This window comes from Streptomyces sp. NPDC001750 (assembly GCF_042892615.1).
Lineage (GTDB): Bacteria > Actinomycetota > Actinomycetes > Streptomycetales > Streptomycetaceae > Streptomyces.
This window is the reverse complement of sequence record NZ_JBIAUE010000002.1, coordinates 145,042-163,737: the sequence shown is the minus strand read 5'-3', so window position 1 is coordinate 163,737 and position 18,696 is coordinate 145,042. Positions and strand designations below refer to the sequence as shown.

Below are 18,696 nucleotides of genomic sequence, written 5' to 3'. Positions count from 1 at the left end.
TGGCGCACCACATCTCTAGTTGGGCCGGCGAAGACGCCGGCCGGAGGGAAAGCGATGGGTAGGACACTCGCGGAGAAGGTCTGGGACGACCACGTCGTCCGGCGCGCCGAGGGCGAGCCCGACCTCCTCTTCATCGATCTGCACCTGCTGCACGAGGTCACCAGCCCGCAGGCGTTCGACGGCCTCCGCCAGGCCGGCCGCCGGGTGCGGCGCCTCGACCTCACCATCGCCACCGAGGATCACAACACCCCGACCCTCGACATCGACAAGCCGATCGCCGACCCGGTCTCGCGCGCCCAGCTGGAGACCCTGCGCAAGAACTGCGCGGAGTTCGGCGTGCGGCTGCACCCGCTGGGCGACGTCGAGCAGGGTGTCGTGCACGTGGTCGGCCCGCAGCTGGGCCTGACCCAGCCCGGCACGACGGTCGTGTGCGGCGACTCCCACACGTCCACGCACGGCGCGTTCGGCGCGCTGGCGTTCGGCATCGGCACCAGCCAGGTCGAGCACGTCCTGGCCACCCAGACGCTGCCGATGGCCCGCCCGAAGACCATGGCGATCACCGTCGACGGCGAACTGCCCGAGGGTGTCACCGCCAAGGACCTGATCCTCGCGATCATCGCCCGGATCGGCACCGGCGGCGGCCAGGGCTACATCATCGAGTACCGCGGCTCCGCCATCGAGAAGCTCTCGATGGAGGCCCGGATGACCGTCTGCAACATGTCGATCGAGGCCGGGGCCCGCGCCGGCATGATCGCCCCGGACGAAACCACCTTCGCCTATCTGAAGGGCCGCGACCACGCCCCGCAGGGCGAGGACTGGGACGCCGCCGTCGCGTACTGGAAGACGCTGCGCACCGACGACGACGCGGTCTTCGACGCCGAGGTCGTCATCGACGCCGCCGAACTGGCGCCGTTCGTCACCTGGGGCACCAACCCCGGCCAGGGCGCGCCCCTGTCGGCCAGCGTCCCCGACCCGGCTTCGTACGAAGACGCATCGGAGCGGCTCGCCGCCGAAAAGGCCCTGGAATACATGGGGTTGACCGCCGGGCAGCCGCTGCGTGACATCAACGTGGACACCGTCTTCGTCGGTTCCTGCACCAACGGCCGGATCGAGGACCTGCGGGGCGCGGCCGCCGTCCTGGGTGGCCGCAAAGTCGCCGACGGCGTACGGATGCTGGTCGTCCCGGGCTCCGTCCGCGTCGCCCTCCAGGCCGTCGAGGAGGGCCTGGACAAGGTCTTCACCGCCGCGGGCGCCGAGTGGCGGCACGCCGGCTGCTCGATGTGTCTCGGCATGAACCCCGACCAGCTGGCCCCCGGCGAGCGCTCCGCCTCCACCTCGAACCGCAACTTCGAGGGCCGACAGGGCAAGGGCGGCCGTACGCACCTGGTCTCCCCGCAGGTCGCGGCCGCCACCGCCGTGCTGGGCCACCTGGCTTCGCCCGCCGACCTGTCCGACGCCGACGTCCGTACGCCCGCTGGAGTCTGAGAAACATGGAAGCCTTCACCACGCACACCGGCCGGGCCGTTCCGCTGCGCCGCAGCAACGTCGACACCGACCAGATCATCCCCGCCCACTGGCTGAAGAAGGTCACCCGCGACGGCTTCGAGGACGGGCTCTTCGAGGCATGGCGCAAGGACGCCGACTTCGTCCTCAACCGCCCCGAGCGCGAGGGCGCGACGGTCCTGGTGGCCGGTCCCGACTTCGGTACCGGTTCGTCCCGCGAACACGCCGTGTGGGCGCTGCAGAACTACGGTTTCAAGGCCGTCATCTCCTCCCGGTTCGCCGACATCTTCCGCGGCAACTCGCTGAAGAACGGCCTGCTGACCGTCGTGCTCGACCAGGACACCGTCGACCGGATCTGGGCGCTGACCGAGGCCGACCCGACGGCCGAGATCACCGTCGACCTGGAGGCCCGGCAGGTCCGCACCGAGGGAATCACGGCGGACTTCGAACTCGACGAGAACGCCCGCTGGCGTCTGCTGAACGGGCTGGACGACATCAGCCTCACCCTTCAGAACGAAGCGGACATCGCGGCGTACGAGGCGGCCAGGCCGGCCTTCAAACCGCGCACGCTCAAGGTCTGAGCAGGACGTTTCCATGACTGCGCCCTCTGCCGCCCGGCAGGGGGCGCAGTCGCTTGTTGAGACCCCGTCGGGCGACAACTCGCCTCAGATGGCACAATCGGTGCATGGAACGCGACAGCCAACTCGAGCTTTACGGCCAAGTCGCCGACCGATTGAAGGAAGCGCACACAAGAGTGCGCGCACTGCAAGTCCCGGAGGGCGTACGGATGGCGCTGTCCCGGAAGCTGTTGGTCATCACGGCCGCGGCTAAGCACGATCTCCCGGATGCGGCAAGGCGTCTGGACCGGTTGATGAAGGACCTCGACGAGGGCCGACTCCCCGAAGGTGAGTGACTCTGCGGAACGACGCAGCGGTCGACTTCGTTGCGGCACTAGGGTGATTAGCCCGTTTCGTGTTTGATTTGCGGTATATATCTGCCTAACGTGCGAAAACGCTTGAACACTTTCGTTCTGGCAATGTCTCCGAAGGGGAAGACGTGAACAAGGCGCAGCTCGTAGAAGCGATTGCCGACAAGCTCGGCGGCCGTCAGCAGGCCGCGGACGCTGTCGACGCGGTGCTCGACGCGATCGTCCGCGCGGTCGTCGCGGGGGACCGGGTCTCGGTCACCGGCTTCGGCTCGTTCGAGAAGGTCGACCGCCCGGCCCGTTACGCCCGCAACCCGCAGACGGGCGAGCGGGTGCGGGTCAAGAAGACCTCGGTGCCGCGTTTTCGCGCGGGACAGGGCTTCAAGGACCTGGTGAGCGGCTCGAAGAAGCTCCCCAAGCACGACGTGGCGGTGAAGAAGGCGCCCAAGGGCAGCCTCACGGGCGGTGTTTCCGCCCGCACGACGGCCAAGGCCGCGGCCAAGAAGGCCGCAGCGAAGAAGGCTGTGGCGAAGAAGGCCGCACCGGCCAAGAAGGCCGTGGCGAAGAAGACCACCGCGGCGGCGAAGAAGACGACGGCGGCCGCGAAGAAGACGACGGCGGCCGCGGCGAAGAAGGCGGCGGCCAAGAAGACCGCGCCGGCCAAGAAGGCCGTGGCGAAGAAGGCGCCCGCGAAGAAGACCACCGCGCGGAAGACCACGGCGAAGAAGACCACCGCACGGAAGAAGTGAGGCCGAGCAGCGCAGGCCGCTCATACGCGCCGGGCCGGGTTCCTCTCGGGGAGCCCGGCCCGCGGCTGTCACGGGGCCCGCGGCCCCTCAGGGAGCCTGCGGCCGTCAGGGAGTCCGTGGTGTGCCGTGGAGGAGCCGCGGCCGTTCAGAACGTCTGCAGGGTCACCAGTGTGATCCGCAGTTCCGCGCCCTCGCCGGTGCCTTCGATCCGCACCCGCTGCCCGGGGCGCAGCAGCCGCAGACCGCCCGCGTCGAAGGCCTGGGAGCCGAACTCCACCGGGGTGCCGTCGTCGAGGAGCACGCTGCCGGTGCGGGTCTCGGGGTCGTACGTGTACGCGGTCGCCTGCATGGACGGCAGCCTATCGGTCCGCCGGTGCCGCGCCGGTGGCCCGGTATCCCGCCGTGTGCGGGCCGACTCCCAGCCCGAGGGCCGCGCGCAGATCCTCGCCGGTGTCCACGTCCTGGCGTACCGAATCGATGCCGGTCAGGCCGATTTCCACCGCACCGGAGTCGAGGTGCCGGGCCCGGGAGGGGCCGCCGAAAAGCGGGCGCAATTCCGCCCCGGGCGCGGCCGACAGGAATGTTGTTCCGATTCCCGCCGCATCCGTGACAAATGCGCGGGGAAATGCTGCGGCGAATTCGAGTACCCGGGACAATTCGGCGGGACGGAGCGCGGGGAGGTCCGCGCCCAGCGCGGCGAGGGGTGCCCCGGGGCGCCGGGACCGTACGGTCCGCGCGCCGTGCGCCAGGGCGGCGTTGAGCCCCCGGCCCGGTTCGTCGGGCACGACGTCCGCGCCGAGCGTCGCGAGCGCCGCACCGGCCCCGGGATCGTCCGTGACGACCACCACATCCCGTACCGCCGGGCAGGACAGGGCGGCGGTCACCGTGTCCCGGGCGAACGCGAGGGCCAGTCGCGGGCGCAGCGCGTCGCCGGTCGTGGGCGTGAGCCTGCTCTTGGCCAGGGCCAAGGGCTTCAACGGGACCACCAAGGTCCAGGAACCGGTCGGGCCGGCCGGGTCGGTGTTCGTGGCGATCTCCCCCTCGCAGCGCGTCGCCGCCTATTCTCGCCTGCCGGCGCGAGAACCCGAGGAGTCGGTCCGGAAAGCTGGGCGTACGGTGTTCTCGACAGAGCAGGGGCCTGGGGCGAGACTTGACCGTCAGTAGCCAGGCAGAGTCCAGGCAGAGTTCAGGTCCTTAGAGGAAGGTGTCCGAGTGTCCCGCCGCAGAATCGGCTTCTGGTACCGCCTGGCGGCGGTCATCGCGAAACCGCCGCTGGTGGTTCTGTTCAAGCGTGACTGGCGGGGAATGGAGCACATTCCGGCCGACGGCGGATTCATCACCGCGGTCAATCACAACTCTTATCTGGACCCGCTCTCCTATGCCCATTTCCAGTACAACACCGGACGCGTGCCGCGTCTTCTCGCGAAGGCCGGCCTCTTCAGGACGCCCTTCGTCGGGATGATGCTGCGCGGCACCGGGCAGATCCCCGTGTACCGGGAGACGTCCGACGCGATGGACGCCTTCCGCGCCGCAGTCGACGCCATCGAGCGCGGCGAGTGCGTCGCCTTCTACCCGGAGGGCACCCTCACCCGGGACCCCGAGATGTGGCCGATGGCCGGCAAGACCGGCGCGGCCCGCGTGGCGTTGCTCACGAAGGCCCCGGTCATCCCGGTCGCGCAGTGGGGTGCCAATCTGGCGGTGCCGCCGTACGCCAAGGAGAAGAAGATCCGGCTCTTCCCCCGCAAGACGCTCCAGGTGCAGGCCGGCCCGCCCGTCGACCTCTCCCGGTTCTACGACAGGCAGCCGACGCCCGAGGTCCTGCGCGAGGCCACCGAGGCCATCATGGCCGCGGTGACCGAGCAGCTGGAGATCGTCCGGGGCGAGAAGGCCCCCGCGCAGCCGTACGACCACCGCACGGCCCGTGCGGAACAGCGCCGCAAGGCCGAAGGAGAGGGATCCAAGTGACGCACCCCGCGAAGGCGGCCGTCTTCGGAACCGGCTCATGGGGTACGGCCTTCGGCATGGTGCTCGCCGACGCCGGCTGCCAGGTCACGCTCTGGGGCCGTCGTGCCGAGGTCGCCGAGGCCGTCAACACGACCCGTACCAACCCGTACTACCTGCCCGGGATCGAACTCCCCGCGTCGCTCCGGGCCACCACGGACGCCGTCGAGGCGCTGGACGGCGCCGACTTCGCCGTGCTCGTCGTGCCCTCGCAGACCCTGCGCGCCAACCTCGCCGACTGGACCCCGCATCTCGGTTCCGAGACCGTCCTCGTCTCGATGATGAAGGGCGTCGAACTCGGCACCGCGAAGCGGATGAGCGAGGTGATCGAGGACGTGACCAAGGTCTCCGCGGACCGTATCGCCGTCGTCACCGGCCCCAACCTCGCCAAGGAGGTCGCCGAACGCCGCCCGACCACGGCGGTCGTCGCCTGCCGGGACGAGTCCGTGGCCTGCCGCCTCCAGGCCGCCTGCCACACCTCGTACTTCCGCCCGTACACCAACACCGACGTCGTCGGCTGCGAACTCGGCGGTGCGGTCAAGAACGTCATCGGTCTCGCCGTCGGCATCGCGGATGGCATGGGGCTCGGCGACAACGCCAAGGGCTCGCTGATCACGCGGGGGCTCGCCGAGACGACCCGGCTCGGCCTCGCCATGGGCGCCGACCCGCTCACCTTCTCCGGGCTCGCGGGCCTCGGCGACCTGGTGGCGACCTGCTCCTCGCCGCTCTCGCGCAACCACACCTTCGGCACCAACCTCGGCCGGGGCATGACCCTCCAGGAGACGATCGCGGTCACCAAGCAGACCGCCGAGGGCGTCAAGTCCTGTGAATCGGTGCTGGATCTGGCGCGCAGGTACGACGTCGACATGCCGATCACCGAGACGGTCGTCGACATCGTCCACGGGGGCAAGCAGCCGGTGGTCGCGCTGCGCGAGCTGATGGCGCGCAGCGCGAAGCCCGAGCGGCGCTGAGACCGGGGCGGCCCGAGTTCCGCACGGTGCCGGTCCCGCTCGGCGCCGTGAGCCGGGAGGCGCCGACCACGTGTACGGCGTGGGCGGCGCGCAGGGCGTGGGCAGCCGGGGGAAGGGCGCGCCGGGCGGCGGGTTCCGGGGCGCGCGGCGCGGTGAACGGCGTCCGCCGCCACCGCTCCGACGGCCCCGGCCGCGCTGACGCGCGTGGTACCAACAGGTACCCTCAACGCGATATGAGCAGCGAGAACCTCCCCCAGAGCCCGGAGCGGCAGCTCCGCAAGCCGCGCGTGGCCGTCGTGTTCGGCGGCCGCAGCTCCGAACACGGCATCTCGGTCGTCACGGCCGGCGCCGTCCTGAGCGCCATCGACCGGACCAAGTACGACGTCATGCCGATCGGCATCACGACCGACGGCCGCTGGGCGCTCACCGCCGACGAACCCGAACGCATGGCCATCGCGGACCGCAGGATGCCGGACGTGGCCGAACTGGCCGAGTCCACCGAGGGCGGCGTGGTGCTCTCCGTCGACCCCGGCAGCCGTGAAGTGACGTACAGCGAGCCCGGCTCGGTGCCCAAGGCGCTCGGTGAGGTCGACGTCGTCTTCCCCGTGCTGCACGGCCCGTACGGCGAGGACGGCACCCTCCAGGGGCTGCTGGAGCTCTCCGGTGTGCCGTACGTCGGCGCGGGGGTGCTCGCCTCGGCGGTCGGCCAGGACAAGGAGTACATGAAGCGGGTCTTCACCTCGTTCGGGCTGCCGGTCGGCCCGTACCTCGTGGTGCGCCCCCGCGAGTGGGACGCGGACCCGTCCGCCGTCCGCAAGCGCATCGTGGACTTCGCCGGGGACCACGGCTGGCCGCTGTTCGTGAAGCCCTCCCGGGCCGGTTCGTCCTTCGGCATCACCAAGGTCGACGACCTGTCCGGGCTCGACGAGGCGATCGAGGAGGCCCGCCGCCACGACCCGAAGTTCCTGGTCGAGTCGTTGCTGCGGGGCCGCGAGATCGAGTGCGGGGTGCTGGAGTTCGAGGACGGGCCGCGTGCCAGCGTGCCCGCCGAGATCCCGCCGGTGACCTCTCACGACTTCTACGACTTCGAGGCCAAGTACATCGATTCGGCCTCCGGGATCGTGCCCGCCCCGCTCACCGAGGAGCAGACCGCCGAGGTCCAGCGCCTGGCGATCGAGGCGTTCGAGGCCGTGTCCTGCGAGGGCCTGGTGCGCGCCGACTTCTTCCTCACCGAGGACGGCGACTTCGTGATCAACGAGATCAACACCCTGCCCGGCTTCACCCCGATCTCCATGTACCCGCGGATGTGGCAGGAGAGCGGCGTGAGCTACCCGGAGCTGGTGGACCGGCTGATCCGGGCAGCGCTGAACCGGTCGACCGGCCTGCGCTGAGACGGCGCCGTTCACGCGCGGTGCGTGTGCCGTCCGCGCGGGGCGTGCGCGCCGTCCCGCAGGGCGTGCGTTCCACGGACGGTGCCCGCGCCCTGCGGTGCACGTACCCGCGCACGCCCCTGTACGGCGCCACGGAGCGCGTGACACCCCGCTGCCGGGGTCACAGGGCGGCGGGCACCGCCTTCAGCACGGCCGGGCCGAACGCGGCCAGCGGGCTCGCGTCATGGGCGTACGCCTCGGAGAGCCGCACCTCGACGTACGCCTTGCGGTAGGTGGTCGTGAACAGCGGGCCGCCTTCGTCCCGCTGCTCCAGCATCCAGTCGACGCCGTTCGCCTCGACGGCCTTGGCCGAGGGGTCGTCCATCTTCGCGGGCCGGGGGACGCCGCAGCGCAGTACGATCGCTCCGTCCCCCCACTGGGCGGTCAGTTCGGACTTCGCCGCGGTGTCACCGCGGTCGAGTCCGGCGACGGTCTCCGGCAGCTCCTCATGCAGCGCGCGGCAGTACGCCGCGGCTTCCGCGGACGGCGTGGGGATCGTGACCGCCGGGGCCGCGTCCGAGGAACAGCCCACCGCGGCCAGCAGCAGCGCGGCGACGGACGGACCGAGAAGCACGGGATGGCCGAACCGGCGGCATGGTGATGTCACCGGCCCAGCGTAGACGGGGACTACAGATGGACGACCGGGCAGGTCAGGGTTCTGGTGATGCCTTCCACCTGCTGGATCTTCGCGACCACCATGCGGCCGAGTTCGTCGACCGTGTCGGCCTGCGCGCGCACGACCACGTCGTAGGGGCCGGTGACGTCCTCCGCCTGGATCACTCCCGGAACGCCGGAGATGGTCTCGGCGACGGTCGACGCCTTGCCCACCTCGGTCTGAATGAGGATGTACGCCTGTACCACGGAACCTCCAGGGCGGCCACGAGGATCATGTGGGGGAAAGGGACGCCACGGTATCGCGTCGCCGCGGGCCGCGGGGAGACCCGGGGGCCGGTTGCCGCCCACAGCGTGGCACGGGCACGGCTCGAGTTGACGTATGCCTTGACAGTACCGACAGCAATGACGGCCCGCGACCGCTGGCGCCGCGGTGCGGGAGGGGGTGGGGCGCGCCGACGGGAACCGGTGCAGACTGCTCCCTGCGACGGCGGCCGGTCCACACATCGGATCCCGGGCCGTCGAGGCGACCCGGGCGACCGTCCGGCGCGACAGATGAGAGGTGGGACTCGGTGAAGGGAACCGTGGGCGAGTTGGGGGAGTTCGGGCTCATCAGGGAGTTGACGTCCCGGCTCACCACCACTCCGGCGGTACGGCTCGGCCCCGGCGACGACGCCGCGGTCGTCTCCGCTCCCGACCGCAGGGTCGTGGCCAGCACGGACATCCTGCTGGAGGGACGGCATTTCCGCCGTGACTGGTCGACGGCCTACGACGTCGGCCGCAAGGCCGCCGCGCAGAACCTCGCCGACATCGCCGCCATGGGCGCCGTGCCGACGGCGCTGCTGCTCGGCCTGGTGGTCCCGGGCGAACTCCCGGTCACCTGGGCCGGGGAGTTGATGGACGGCCTCCGCGACGAGTGCCAGGTCGCCGGAGCGGCAGTGGTCGGCGGGGACGTGGTGCGCGGCGACATGATCACCGTCTCGATCACCGCGCTCGGCGATCTGCGCAACCACGAACCGGTCACCCGGTCCGGGGCCCGGCCCGGCGACGTCGTCGCCGTGACCGGCTGGCTCGGCTGGTCCGCCGCCGGATACGCCGTCCTCTCGCGCGGCTTCCGCTCGCCCCGCGCCTTCGTCGAGGCCCACCGGCGCCCCGAACCGCCGTACCACGCGGGCCCCGCCGCCGCCGGGCTCGGCGCCACCGCGATGACCGACGTAAGCGACGGACTGGTCGCCGACCTCGGGCACATCGCGGAGGCCAGCGGGGTCCGGATCGACATCCGCTCGGGCCTCATCGACATCCCCACGCAGATGTCCGACATCGGTCAGGCCGTCGGCGTGGACCCGCTCCAGTGGGTGCTGACCGGGGGAGAGGACCACGCGATCGTCGCCACGTTCCCGCCGGACGTGAAGCTGCCCGCCCGCTGGAAGGTGATCGGGGAGGTCCTCAACTCCTCGGCGCTGCCCCAGGTGACGGTCGACGGCGCGCCCTGGACCAGCAAGAGCGGCTGGGACCATTTCGGGGGCATAGAGGACGCCCGGTGATCCGGAGCGCCGAAGTCGCCGCCCGCCGCCGGGCGTCGCCCCGTGGCAGGGGCGCGACGAGCGCCCAGTAGATTCGGCACATGCCCAGACCCGTCCCCACGCCTGCCGCCGAGCCCGTCACCGCGCCCGCCCGTGTGCTCACCATCGCCGGATCCGACTCCGGCGGCGGCGCGGGCATCCAGGCCGACCTGAAGACGATGATGGCGTTCGGCGTGCACGGAATGAGTGTGCTGACCGCCGTCACCGCGCAGAACTCCCTGGGGGTGCGGGGCGCCTGGGAACTGCCGCCCGAGGCGGTGCGCGCCCAGTACCGCGCCGTGGTGGACGACATCGGGGTGCGGGCGGTGAAGACCGGCATGCTGGCGTCGGCCGCGCTCGTGGAGACCGTGGCCGGACTCCTCGCCGGCACGGACGCCCCCGTCGTCGTCGACCCGGTCGGCGTCTCCAAGCACGGAGATCCGCTGCTGGCCGCCGAAGCGCTCGACTCCGTACGCACGCGGCTGCTGCCGGTCGCCACGGTCGCCACCCCGAACCTGGACGAGGTGGCGCAGCTCACCGGGTCGACCGTCACGGACGAGACCGGGATGCGGCGGGCCGCCGACGCGGTCCTGGGCTTCGGGCCGCGCTGGGTCGTCATCAAGGGCGGCCATCTGCCGGGCGCCCCCGTCGACCTCCTCACGGACGGCGACCGGGAACACTGGCTGCGCGCACCCAGGCACCACAACCGTCACACCCACGGCACCGGCTGCACCCTCGCTTCGGCGATCGCCTGCGGGCTGGCCCTGGGACACGACGTGCCCACGGCGGTGCGGAACGCGAAGGAGTACGTCACCGGGGCGATCGCGGCGGGCTTCCCGCTGGGTGCCGGGATCGGGCCCGTCGACCACGGCTGGCGGGCGCGCGGCGCGTGAGCGGTCCCGCGCCCGGCCGTGGCGCGAGCGCACAACAAAAAGCCGGTCCACCGAGATGGACCGGCTTTTCGGGCAACCGGAAGGCTGCGCTACGACGGGAACGTCAGCGCGCGACCTTGCCGGCCTTGATGCACGAGGTGCAGACGTTGAGCCGCTTCGGCGTCCGACCGACCACGGCACGCACGCGCTGGATGTTGGGGTTCCAGCGACGGGACGTACGGCGGTGCGAGTGCGAAATGTTGTTGCCGAAGCCCGGCCCCTTGCCGCAGACGTCGCAGTTGGCAGCCACGGGTCACTCCAAAGACTTCAGATGCACTTACAGTGAATTCCGGCGCGCCGGAATCATATGACTGAAGTGGCGGTACCGGAGGAATGGCCCGATTCGCATCGGGCAACCGAAGCAGCATACAACGACCGCTTCGGCAGAACGAAACTACCATGGCTTCCACCTCCCCCGGTCCCGCCCGTCCCGGCCCGGGACCGCCGCGCGGGGACTACTCTGCGGTGCAGCCGACCCCCACCGGCCGATTCCGAGGAGGACCACAGGTGCCACACCCCGCCGACGACATGGACGCCGTCGCGGTGCGCACCTGGTGCTCGCTGGCCCTGGAGGCGCTGGGCCGGGAGCGCGCGGCGATCGACGCGATCAACGTCTACCCGGTCGCCGACGGGGACACCGGCACCAACCTCTATCTGACCGCGGAGTCCGCGGTCCGGGCCGTCGAGGCCGTCTTCGCCGCCCACGAGACCGGTGCGACCGTGCCCGCGACCGCCGACGCGGTACGGGCCATGGCGCACGGGGCGCTGATCGGCGCCCGGGGGAACTCCGGCACGATCCTGGCCCAGCTGCTGCGCGGAATGGCCGGGGTGCTGGCCGACGGACACGACGCGCATCACCTGCGCCGGGCGCTGTCCGCCGCCGCCGTCGCCGCCCGGCGGGCCGTCGCCCACCCCGTCGAGGGCACCGTGCTCACCGTGGCCGACCGGGCCGCCGAGGCCGCCGGGCGCACGGCGGGCGCCGCCGGGACCGCGGCGGTGGCGCGGGCGGCGTACGAGGGGGCGCGAGCGGCCCTGGAGGCGACCCCCGGGCAACTCGCGGTGCTGGGCCGGGCCGGGGTCGTGGACGCCGGGGGCCGGGGCCTGGTGACGGTGCTCGGGGCACTCGTCGAGGCGGTCTCCGGGCGGGCGCCCGAACCCGCGTACGCCGCCGGGCCGGTGGCCCCGTTGCCCGTCGCGCCGGTGCCGGGGGACTGCGCGGCGGGCGGACCGGCGTTCGAGGTCATCTACCTGCTGGAGGCGGACGACGACGCCGTGGACCGGCTGCGCGCGCGGCTCGACGGGCTCGGCGACTCGTTGGTGGTGGTCGGCGGCGACGGACTGTGGAACGTCCATGTGCACGTCGACGACGCGGGCGCGGCGGTGGAGGCGGGCGTCGAGGCCGGGCGCCCGTACCGGATCCGGATCACCCACTTCGGCGCGGACCGGGTGCCGCCCCACGTCGAACCCGTGCAGCGTGCCGTCGTCGTGGTGGTCCCCGGCGAGGGGCTGCGCGGCCTGTGCGAGGAGGCCGGGGCGACGACGGTGCTGGCGCGCCCGGGGGAGCCGCCTGCCAGCGGCGAGATCGTCGACGCGATCCGCCGGGCGCACGCCCGCGAGGTCGTCCTGCTGCCCAACGACGCCGAGTTGCGGCACACCGCCGCTGCCGCCGCCGAGCAGGCCCGCGCCGAGGGGATCAGGGTCGCCCTGATTCCGACCCGGGCCGCCGTCCAGGGCGTCGCCGCCCTCGCCGTCCACGAACCCGGCCGCAGCTTCGACGAGGACGTGGTGGCCATGACCGCCGCGGCCGGTGCCACCCGTTACGCCGAACTCGCCGTCGCCGAACGGCAGTCGTGGACCATGGCGGGCATCTGCCAGGCCGGCGACGTGCTGGGCCTGATCGACGGCGACGTCGCGGTCATCGGCCAGGGCGTGCCGGAGACCGCCCGCGGCGTGCTCGACCGCATGCTGGCGGCGGGCGGCGAACTGGTCACCCTCGTCCTGGGCGAGGACGTCCCGGACAGCCTGGCCGACGCGCTGGAGGAACACGTGCGCGAGGGGTATCTGGCGGTCGACACGGTGGTGTACCGGGGCGGCCGGCAGAGCGCCCCGTTGCTGATCGGGGTGGAGTAGCCGCCCACCGCCGGCCCGCGGGACGGTGCCGCCCCGTGAGTGTCCGTGCACGGGACGACGGGCCACGGGCCAGGCGCTCCCGGGCGGCCGACGATCCGGACCGGGGCACCTGTTGTCGACCGGTCCCCGTGGCCGGGGCCGGAGCTTCCCCGGGCCCGTCCCGTGCGCGACGGCGGGGACCCGGCCGACCCGCCTTCGCCGTCGCCGTCCCCGGGGCGCCGCCCGGACCGGCCGCAGACGGAGGCACGGTCACTGCCACGAGCGGCGGAATCGGACGTTCCCAGTGGTGCGCGTCCGGCATCTGTCAGTGGTGTGGTGTGCAATGGATCGCGTGTCTGCGTTCGATGAACCCCTCAGGAAGCTGCTCGGCGGAGCCACCGCGAAGGTGATGGCCGACCACCTCGACCTGCACACGGTCGGTGATCTGCTGCACCACTACCCGCGGCGGTACGAGGAGCGCGGCCGGCTCACGGCGCTGACCGACCTCCCGCTGGACGAGCACGTGACGGTGGTCGCCCAGGTCGCCGACGCCCGCGTGCTGACGTTCAACAACGGCCGCGGCAAGCGGCTCGAAGTGACCCTCACCGACGGGCACGGCCGCCTCCAGCTGGTCTTCTTCGGCCACGGGGTCCACAAGCCGCACAAGGAGCTGCTGCCGGGGCGGCGGGCCATGTTCGCGGGCAAGGTGTCCGTCTTCAACCGGAAGCTCCAGCTGGCCCATCCCACGTACCAGCTGCTGGACGTCCAGGACACCGACGAGGCCGCGGAGGCGGTGGACGCCTTCGCCGGGCGGCTGCTGCCGATCTACCCCGCCTGCAAGCAACTGGACTCGTGGCGGATCGCGAAGGCCGTCGACACGGTGCTGCCCGGTGCCCAGGAGGCCGTCGACCCGCTGCCGCCCGCACTGCGCGAGGGCCGTGGATTCGCCTCGCTCCCGGAGGCGTTGCTGAAGATCCACCGTCCGCAGACCAAGGCGGACATCGCGCTCGCCCGCGACCGCCTGAAGTGGGACGAGGCGTTCGTCCTCCAGGTCGCGCTGGCCCGCCGCCGCTACACGGACACCCAGCTTCCGGCCGTGGCCCGCAGGCCCCGGTCCGGCGGGCTGCTCGACGCCTTCGACGCCAAGCTGCCCTTCACCCTCACCGAGGGACAGCGGAAGGTCTCCGCCGAGATCTTCGACGACCTGGCGACCGAGCACCCGATGCACCGGCTGCTCCAGGGAGAGGTGGGTTCGGGCAAGACCATGGTCGCGCTGCGCGCGATGCTGGGCGTCGTCGACGCGGGCGGGCAGGCCGCCATGCTGGCCCCCACCGAGGTGCTCGCCCAGCAGCACCACCGCTCCATCACCGAGATGATGGGGGAACTGGCCGAGGGCGGGATGCTGGGCGGCTCCGAGCAGGGCACGAAAGTGGTGCTGCTCACCGGTTCCATGGGCGCGGCCGCCCGCCGCCAGGCCCTGCTGGACCTGGTCACCGGCGAGGCCGGGATCGTGATCGGCACCCATGCCCTGATCGAGGACAAGGTGAAGTTCCACGACCTGGGCCTGGTGGTCGTCGACGAACAGCACCGCTTCGGGGTGGAACAGCGCGACGCCCTGCGCTCCAAGGGCAAGCAGCCGCCGCACCTGCTGGTCATGACGGCCACCCCCATTCCCCGCACGGTCGCCATGACCGTCTTCGGCGACCTGGAGACCTCCGTGCTCGACCAGTTGCCGGCCGGCCGTTCGCCGATCGCCAGCCATGTCGTGCCCGCCAAGGACAAGCCGCACTTCCTCAGCCGCGCGTGGGAGCGGGTCCGTGAGGAGGTGGAGAACGGCCACCAGGCGTACGTGGTCTGCCCCCGCATCGGGGACGACGCCGACGAGGAGGCGCCGGCCGGGAAGGCGAAGCCCCGGAAGAAGGCCGCCGACGGCGCGGACAGCACCGAGAACGGCAAGGACGGCGGGGACGACGGCGAGAAGCGCCCGCCGCTCGCCGTCCTGGACATCGCCGAACAGCTCGCCAAGGGTCCGCTGGCCGGTCTGCGCGTCGAGGTCCTGCACGGCAGGATGAACCCCGACGACAAGGACGAGGTGATGCGCCGGTTCGCCGCGGGGCAGGCCGATGTCCTCGTCGCCACCACCGTCATCGAGGTCGGGGTCAATGTTCCCAACGCCACCGTCATGGTGATCATGGACGCCGACCGGTTCGGCGTCTCCCAGCTGCACCAGCTGCGCGGCCGGGTCGGCCGCGGATCGGCCGCCGGACTCTGTCTGCTGGTCACCGAGGCCCACGAGGCCGGTCCCGCCCGCGCCCGGCTCTCCGCGGTCGCGTCCACCCTCGACGGCTTCGAACTGTCCCGGATCGACCTGGAGCAGCGGCGCGAGGGCGATGTCCTCGGCCAGGCCCAGTCCGGGGTGCGCTCCTCCCTGCGGGTGCTCACCGTCATCGACGACGAGGAGGTCATCGCCGCCGCCCGCGAGGAGGCCACGACCATCGTCGCCGCCGACCCCGAGCTGGAGCACCTGCCCGAGCTGCGCACCGCGCTGGACGCCCTGCTGGACAAGGAGCGCGAGCAGTACCTGGACAAGGGCTGAGCGGGGCGAGCCCGGCCGGGGGACGGGAGACGGCGCCGAGGGACGAGGCCGGGCGACGAGGAGCCGGACGGGCACGGGCGCGCGGCCCGATCCGCCGCGACGCCATATCGTGGGTGGCACGGCACCGCGGCACCCTGCGGACCACCCACGAACCGAGGACCAGACACCCATGACCCGCGTGATCGCCGGCGCGGCCGGCGGACGCCTCCTGGCCGTCCCGCCCGGCACCGGCACCCGCCCCACTTCCGACCGTGCGCGCGAGGGCCTCTTCTCCACCTGGGAATCCCTCCTGGGCGGTCTCGACGACACCAGGGTCGCGGACCTGTACGCGGGGTCGGGCGCCGTCGGCCTGGAGGCGCTCTCCCGGGGCGCGGCCCACGCCCTGCTCGTCGAGGCCGACCCCAGGGCCGTCCGCGTCGTCCGGGACAACGCCCGCGCCCTCGGGCTGCCCGGCGCCGAGGTCCGCACCGGCAGGGCCGAGCAGATCGTCTCGGGCCCCCCGCCCGCGGTGCCGTACGACATCGTGTTCCTCGACCCGCCCTACGCCGTGACCGATGGCGACCTCTGCGAGATCCTGATCACACTCCGTACTCAGGGGTGGCTCACGCCGGACGCACTCGTCACCGTGGAACGCAGCACCCGAGGCGGAGAATTCGGCTGGCCCACGGGATTCGAGCCACTGCGGTCCCGTCGCTACGGCGAGGGCACGCTTTGGTACGGTCACGCCGCCTCTACGTGCGAAGAGGCACGATGACCGCACCGGAGAGCGAGGGAATCACGTTGCGCCGCGCCGTCTGTCCGGGGTCGTTCGACCCCATCACCAACGGGCATCTCGACATCATTGGCCGCGCCTCGAAGCTGTACGACGTCGTACACGTCGCGGTGATGATCAACAAGTCCAAGCAGGGGCTGTTCACGGTCGACGAGCGCATCGACCTGATCCGCCAGGCCACCGCGGAGTTCGACAACGTCCAGGTCGAGTCCTTCCACGGCCTCCTGGTGGACTTCTGCAAGCAGCGCGACATCCCGGCGATCGTGAAGGGGCTGCGCGCGGTCAGCGACTTCGACTACGAGCTGCAGATGGCCCAGATGAACATCGGCCTGTCCGGCGTCGAGACGCTCTTCGTACCGACCAATCCCGCCTACAGCTTCCTGTCGTCCTCCCTGGTCAAGGAGGTCGCCGCCTGGGGCGGCGACGTCTCCCACCTGCTTCCCCCGGTGGTCCAGGAGGCCCTGGCCGAACGGTTGCGCTCCCGCTGATCGGCCGACGGCCGGTCACCAGGTGTCCGGGTGGGCGCCGACTGGCCGTACAGTCGTCCCGTCCGTCTCCAATCGGCTGTAGAGAGTGGCGAGCACACGGTGGACGTGCAGAAGAGACTCGACGAGATCGTCGAGGTGGTGGGCAGTGCCCGGTCCATGCCCATGTCGGCTTCGTGCGTGGTCAACCGCGCCGAACTGCTCGCGATGCTCGAAGAGGTGCGCGAGGCCCTGCCCGGCTCGCTCGCCCAGGCGCGGGAGCTCATCGGCGGCCAGGAACAGATGGTCGAGCAGGCCCGCCAGGAGGCCGGGCGGATCGTCGAGGCCGCGCACGCCGAGCGCAGCTCGCTGATCTCCGGGACGGAGATCGCCCGGCAGTCGCAGGCCGAGGCCGACCGCATCCTCGAAGAGGCCCGCCGGGAGGCCGCCGAGGTCCGCGCCGAGGCCGACGAATACGTCGACAGCAAGCTCGCCAACTTCGAGGTCGTCCTCACCAAGACCATCGGGTCCGTCGACCGGGGGCGCGAGAAGCTCCTCGGCCGCGGCCAGGCGTACGACGCGCAGGGGTACGAGGACCCGGACTTCGCCGAGGCCCCCGAGCGCAGCACCGACCCGGAAACCCTCCGGCGCCGCGCGGACGAGTACGTGGACACCAAGTTCGGCGCCTTCGAGGCGGTGCTCGCCAAGACCCTGGAGGCGGTCGGCCGGGGCAGGCAGAAACTGCACGGCCGGGTCGCCACCGACGAGCTCGGCGCGCACATGGCGGCCCAGGACGCGGCGGGCAACCCGGTGCACGTCAGCGACGAGGACCACTGGGCCGGCCTCGCCGAGCTGGCCACCCCGGAGCCGCAGTCCGGCGCGCAGCAGACCCCGTCGCACTTCCCGGCCCAGGCCCAGCCGGTCTACGCGGAGACGTACGGGTACCAGGAACAGCCGCAACAGGACCCCTACGGGTACCAGCAGCAGCCGGACCCGTACGCCGCCTACCAGCAGCACCAGCAGCAGGGCTACGACCAGAACGGGGCCCAGCTGCCCGGCCAGGGCTACGACGGCTGGCAGCAGCACCAGCCCGCGCAGCAGCCCGGACAGCCCCAGCAGGCGCAGGGCGGGAGCGCCCTCGACGAGACCAGCCTGTTCGACACCAGCATGATCGATCTGGACCGGCTCCGGCAGTACGAGCAGGACCGCTGACCGACCGGTGAGGAGCCCCGCCCGGTGCGCCCCGCGGAGCGGGAGGGGCCCGCGGCGGGGCGGACCGGATTGGGAGCTGGGCGGTGTGTCCAGTATCCTGGCTCCTCGGTCGCGCTATGTCCGCGATCCCGGCTGCCCGTTTCGGATCCGGAACCGGTCGGCCCTCCCACGATGCGTGACGCTCATGATCTCGAAAGCAGGAAAAGCCCTGAACGGCCACCTCGACCATCGCAGCCCCCTCGTGTTCGACACGCACGAGCTGGGTCGGCGGCCAGGTGCGCTCCAGCGGCTGACCCGCACGGTGGACGCACCCGGTTCACCGGCTCTCGGCATCGACGGAGTCATCGGCGTGCCGGAAGGCTCGCCCGTGGAGCTTGAGCTCCGCCTCGAATCGGTCATGGAAGGGGTGCTTGTCACAGGCACCGCCCGTGCGTCGGCCGAGGGGGAGTGCGTAAGGTGTCTGGAGCCGCTGCGCCAGGAGGTCGCGGCGGACTTCCAGGAGCTGTTCTCGTACCCTGACGCCGACGACCGGGGCCGTGCGATCAAGCCGGAACCGGGCGACGACGCCGAGGACGACGAGGACAGGCTCTTCCTCGAGGACGGCCTGTTCGACCTCGAACCAGTGCTGCGTGACGCGGTGGTGCTCGCACTGCCGATGCAGCCGGTGTGCCGGGAGTCCTGTGCCGGGCTGTGCTCCGAATGCGGAGTCAGGCTGGACGAGAACCCCGGTCACCACCACGATGCCGTCGACATTCGCTGGGCGGCACTGCAAGGACTCGCCGACACCGTTCAGGACGGCGAGAAGGACAACATGGGCGGCGCCGAAGCGGGCGTCGACAAGAAGCAGGAGAAGTAGCC

General features: G+C 71.8%; 20 protein-coding genes. 15 read left to right on the top strand and 5 right to left on the bottom strand.

The genetic code is table 11. The features are described from left to right. Positions 1-54 precede the first annotated feature (54 nt). The 4 genes from leuC (at position 55) to ACFYY6_RS04100 (ending at position 3,177) form a co-directional block, all read left to right on the top strand. Positions 55-1,485: a 3-isopropylmalate dehydratase large subunit gene (gene leuC / locus ACFYY6_RS04115; protein ID WP_360103995.1), complete on the top strand. Its 1,431-nt coding sequence runs from the start codon at positions 55-57 to the stop codon at positions 1,483-1,485. Positions 1,486-1,490: 5 nt separating this feature from the next. Beyond that, positions 1,491-2,084, top strand: coding sequence for a 3-isopropylmalate dehydratase small subunit (gene leuD / locus ACFYY6_RS04110; protein WP_351516783.1), 594 nt, complete (start codon positions 1,491-1,493; stop codon positions 2,082-2,084). A gap of 104 nt (positions 2,085-2,188) precedes the next feature. Next, positions 2,189-2,416, top strand: a complete 228-nt coding sequence (locus ACFYY6_RS04105; protein WP_073784807.1) for a hypothetical protein — start codon at positions 2,189-2,191, stop codon at positions 2,414-2,416. A gap of 143 nt (positions 2,417-2,559) precedes the next feature. After that, positions 2,560-3,177: an HU family DNA-binding protein gene (locus ACFYY6_RS04100; protein WP_386608144.1), complete on the top strand. Its 618-nt coding sequence runs from the start codon at positions 2,560-2,562 to the stop codon at positions 3,175-3,177. 145 nt (positions 3,178-3,322) lie between these two features. On the opposite strand, the gene ACFYY6_RS04095 is transcribed toward ACFYY6_RS04100, so the two are convergent. Further along, entirely contained in the window at positions 3,323-3,526 is a 204-nt protein-coding gene (locus ACFYY6_RS04095; RefSeq protein ID WP_351516785.1) for a hypothetical protein, read from the bottom strand. Between the two features lie 10 nt (positions 3,527-3,536). Next, positions 3,537-4,211 carry a 2-phospho-L-lactate guanylyltransferase gene (gene cofC / locus ACFYY6_RS04090; RefSeq protein ID WP_351516859.1) on the bottom strand — a complete coding sequence of 225 codons (675 nt, stop codon included), beginning with the start codon at positions 4,209-4,211 and terminating at the stop codon, positions 3,537-3,539. A 178-nt stretch (positions 4,212-4,389) separates the two neighbouring features. On the opposite strand from cofC, the gene ACFYY6_RS04085 reads away from it, so the two are divergent. From ACFYY6_RS04085 to ACFYY6_RS04075, 3 genes are all read left to right on the top strand, one after another. Beyond that, a complete protein-coding gene (locus ACFYY6_RS04085; RefSeq protein ID WP_351516786.1) occupies positions 4,390-5,142 on the top strand; it encodes a lysophospholipid acyltransferase family protein in 753 nt (250 codons plus the stop codon). Then, on the top strand, positions 5,139-6,149 hold the full coding sequence (locus tag ACFYY6_RS04080) for an NAD(P)H-dependent glycerol-3-phosphate dehydrogenase (protein WP_351516788.1): 1,011 nt from the start codon (positions 5,139-5,141) through the stop codon (positions 6,147-6,149). Before ACFYY6_RS04085 ends, ACFYY6_RS04080 begins: the two co-directional genes overlap by 4 nt. Positions 6,150-6,382: 233 nt before the next feature. Continuing rightward, positions 6,383-7,540, top strand: coding sequence for a D-alanine--D-alanine ligase family protein (locus ACFYY6_RS04075; RefSeq protein WP_386608147.1), 1,158 nt, complete (start codon positions 6,383-6,385; stop codon positions 7,538-7,540). A gap of 160 nt (positions 7,541-7,700) precedes the next feature. On the opposite strand, the gene ACFYY6_RS04070 is transcribed toward ACFYY6_RS04075, so the two are convergent. Both ACFYY6_RS04070 and ACFYY6_RS04065 read right to left on the bottom strand, forming a co-directional pair. Then, positions 7,701-8,186, bottom strand: a complete 486-nt coding sequence (locus tag ACFYY6_RS04070; protein ID WP_351516791.1) for a DUF3515 domain-containing protein — start codon at positions 8,184-8,186, stop codon at positions 7,701-7,703. A gap of 20 nt (positions 8,187-8,206) precedes the next feature. After that, complete coding sequence (locus ACFYY6_RS04065; RefSeq protein ID WP_389191577.1) at positions 8,207-8,440, bottom strand: Lrp/AsnC family transcriptional regulator; 234 nt, start codon at positions 8,438-8,440, stop codon at positions 8,207-8,209. 323 nt (positions 8,441-8,763) lie between these two features. Between ACFYY6_RS04065 and ACFYY6_RS04060 the strand changes: the two genes are divergently transcribed. Together ACFYY6_RS04060 and thiD are read left to right on the top strand one after the other, a co-directional pair. Then, positions 8,764-9,735 (top strand): thiamine-phosphate kinase, encoded by a 972-nt coding sequence (locus ACFYY6_RS04060; protein ID WP_351516792.1) that lies wholly within the window; start codon positions 8,764-8,766, stop codon positions 9,733-9,735. An 80-nt stretch (positions 9,736-9,815) separates the two neighbouring features. Beyond that, positions 9,816-10,646: a bifunctional hydroxymethylpyrimidine kinase/phosphomethylpyrimidine kinase gene (gene thiD / locus ACFYY6_RS04055; protein ID WP_389191574.1), complete on the top strand. Its 831-nt coding sequence runs from the start codon at positions 9,816-9,818 to the stop codon at positions 10,644-10,646. A 103-nt stretch (positions 10,647-10,749) separates the two neighbouring features. Here thiD and rpmB read toward each other — a convergent pair whose 3' ends face one another. Further along, positions 10,750-10,935: a 50S ribosomal protein L28 gene (gene rpmB / locus ACFYY6_RS04050; protein ID WP_030928661.1), complete on the bottom strand. Its 186-nt coding sequence runs from the start codon at positions 10,933-10,935 to the stop codon at positions 10,750-10,752. A gap of 257 nt (positions 10,936-11,192) precedes the next feature. On the opposite strand from rpmB, the gene ACFYY6_RS04045 reads away from it, so the two are divergent. From ACFYY6_RS04045 to ACFYY6_RS04020, 6 genes are all read left to right on the top strand, one after another. After that, complete coding sequence (locus ACFYY6_RS04045; RefSeq protein WP_351516794.1) at positions 11,193-12,815, top strand: DAK2 domain-containing protein; 1,623 nt, start codon at positions 11,193-11,195, stop codon at positions 12,813-12,815. A gap of 322 nt (positions 12,816-13,137) precedes the next feature. Continuing rightward, entirely contained in the window at positions 13,138-15,390 is a 2,253-nt protein-coding gene (recG, locus tag ACFYY6_RS04040) for an ATP-dependent DNA helicase RecG (RefSeq protein ID WP_351516795.1), read from the top strand. A gap of 169 nt (positions 15,391-15,559) precedes the next feature. After that, positions 15,560-16,144 (top strand): 16S rRNA (guanine(966)-N(2))-methyltransferase RsmD, encoded by a 585-nt coding sequence (rsmD, locus tag ACFYY6_RS04035; protein WP_351516796.1) that lies wholly within the window; start codon positions 15,560-15,562, stop codon positions 16,142-16,144. Positions 16,145-16,170: 26 nt separating this feature from the next. Next, entirely contained in the window at positions 16,171-16,650 is a 480-nt protein-coding gene (gene coaD / locus ACFYY6_RS04030; RefSeq protein WP_351516860.1) for a pantetheine-phosphate adenylyltransferase, read from the top strand. A 99-nt stretch (positions 16,651-16,749) separates the two neighbouring features. Further along, complete coding sequence (locus ACFYY6_RS04025) at positions 16,750-17,838, top strand: ATP synthase F0 subunit B (protein WP_351516798.1); 1,089 nt, start codon at positions 16,750-16,752, stop codon at positions 17,836-17,838. Positions 17,839-18,022: 184 nt separating this feature from the next. Continuing rightward, on the top strand, positions 18,023-18,694 hold the full coding sequence (locus ACFYY6_RS04020) for a DUF177 domain-containing protein (RefSeq protein ID WP_351516799.1): 672 nt from the start codon (positions 18,023-18,025) through the stop codon (positions 18,692-18,694). The last annotated feature ends 2 nt before the right edge of the window (positions 18,695-18,696 follow it).

What these genes read in the sequence shown, in the direction of transcription:
- leuC (WP_360103995.1), top strand. Translation starts at nt 55, where the DNA reads ATGGGTAGGACACTCGCGGAGAAGGTCTGGGACGACCACGTCGTCCGG.
- leuD (WP_351516783.1), top strand. Translation starts at nt 1,491, where the DNA reads ATGGAAGCCTTCACCACGCACACCGGCCGGGCCGTTCCGCTGCGCCGC.
- ACFYY6_RS04105 (WP_073784807.1), top strand. Translation starts at nt 2,189, where the DNA reads ATGGAACGCGACAGCCAACTCGAGCTTTACGGCCAAGTCGCCGACCGA.
- ACFYY6_RS04095 (WP_351516785.1), bottom strand. Translation starts at nt 3,526, where the DNA reads ATGCAGGCGACCGCGTACACGTACGACCCCGAGACCCGCACCGGCAGC.
- ACFYY6_RS04075 (WP_386608147.1), top strand. Translation starts at nt 6,383, where the DNA reads ATGAGCAGCGAGAACCTCCCCCAGAGCCCGGAGCGGCAGCTCCGCAAG.
- thiD (WP_389191574.1), top strand. Translation starts at nt 9,816, where the DNA reads ATGCCCAGACCCGTCCCCACGCCTGCCGCCGAGCCCGTCACCGCGCCC.
- recG (WP_351516795.1), top strand. Translation starts at nt 13,138, where the DNA reads ATGGATCGCGTGTCTGCGTTCGATGAACCCCTCAGGAAGCTGCTCGGC.
- rsmD (WP_351516796.1), top strand. Translation starts at nt 15,560, where the DNA reads ATGACCCGCGTGATCGCCGGCGCGGCCGGCGGACGCCTCCTGGCCGTC.
- ACFYY6_RS04020 (WP_351516799.1), top strand. Translation starts at nt 18,023, where the DNA reads ATGATCTCGAAAGCAGGAAAAGCCCTGAACGGCCACCTCGACCATCGC.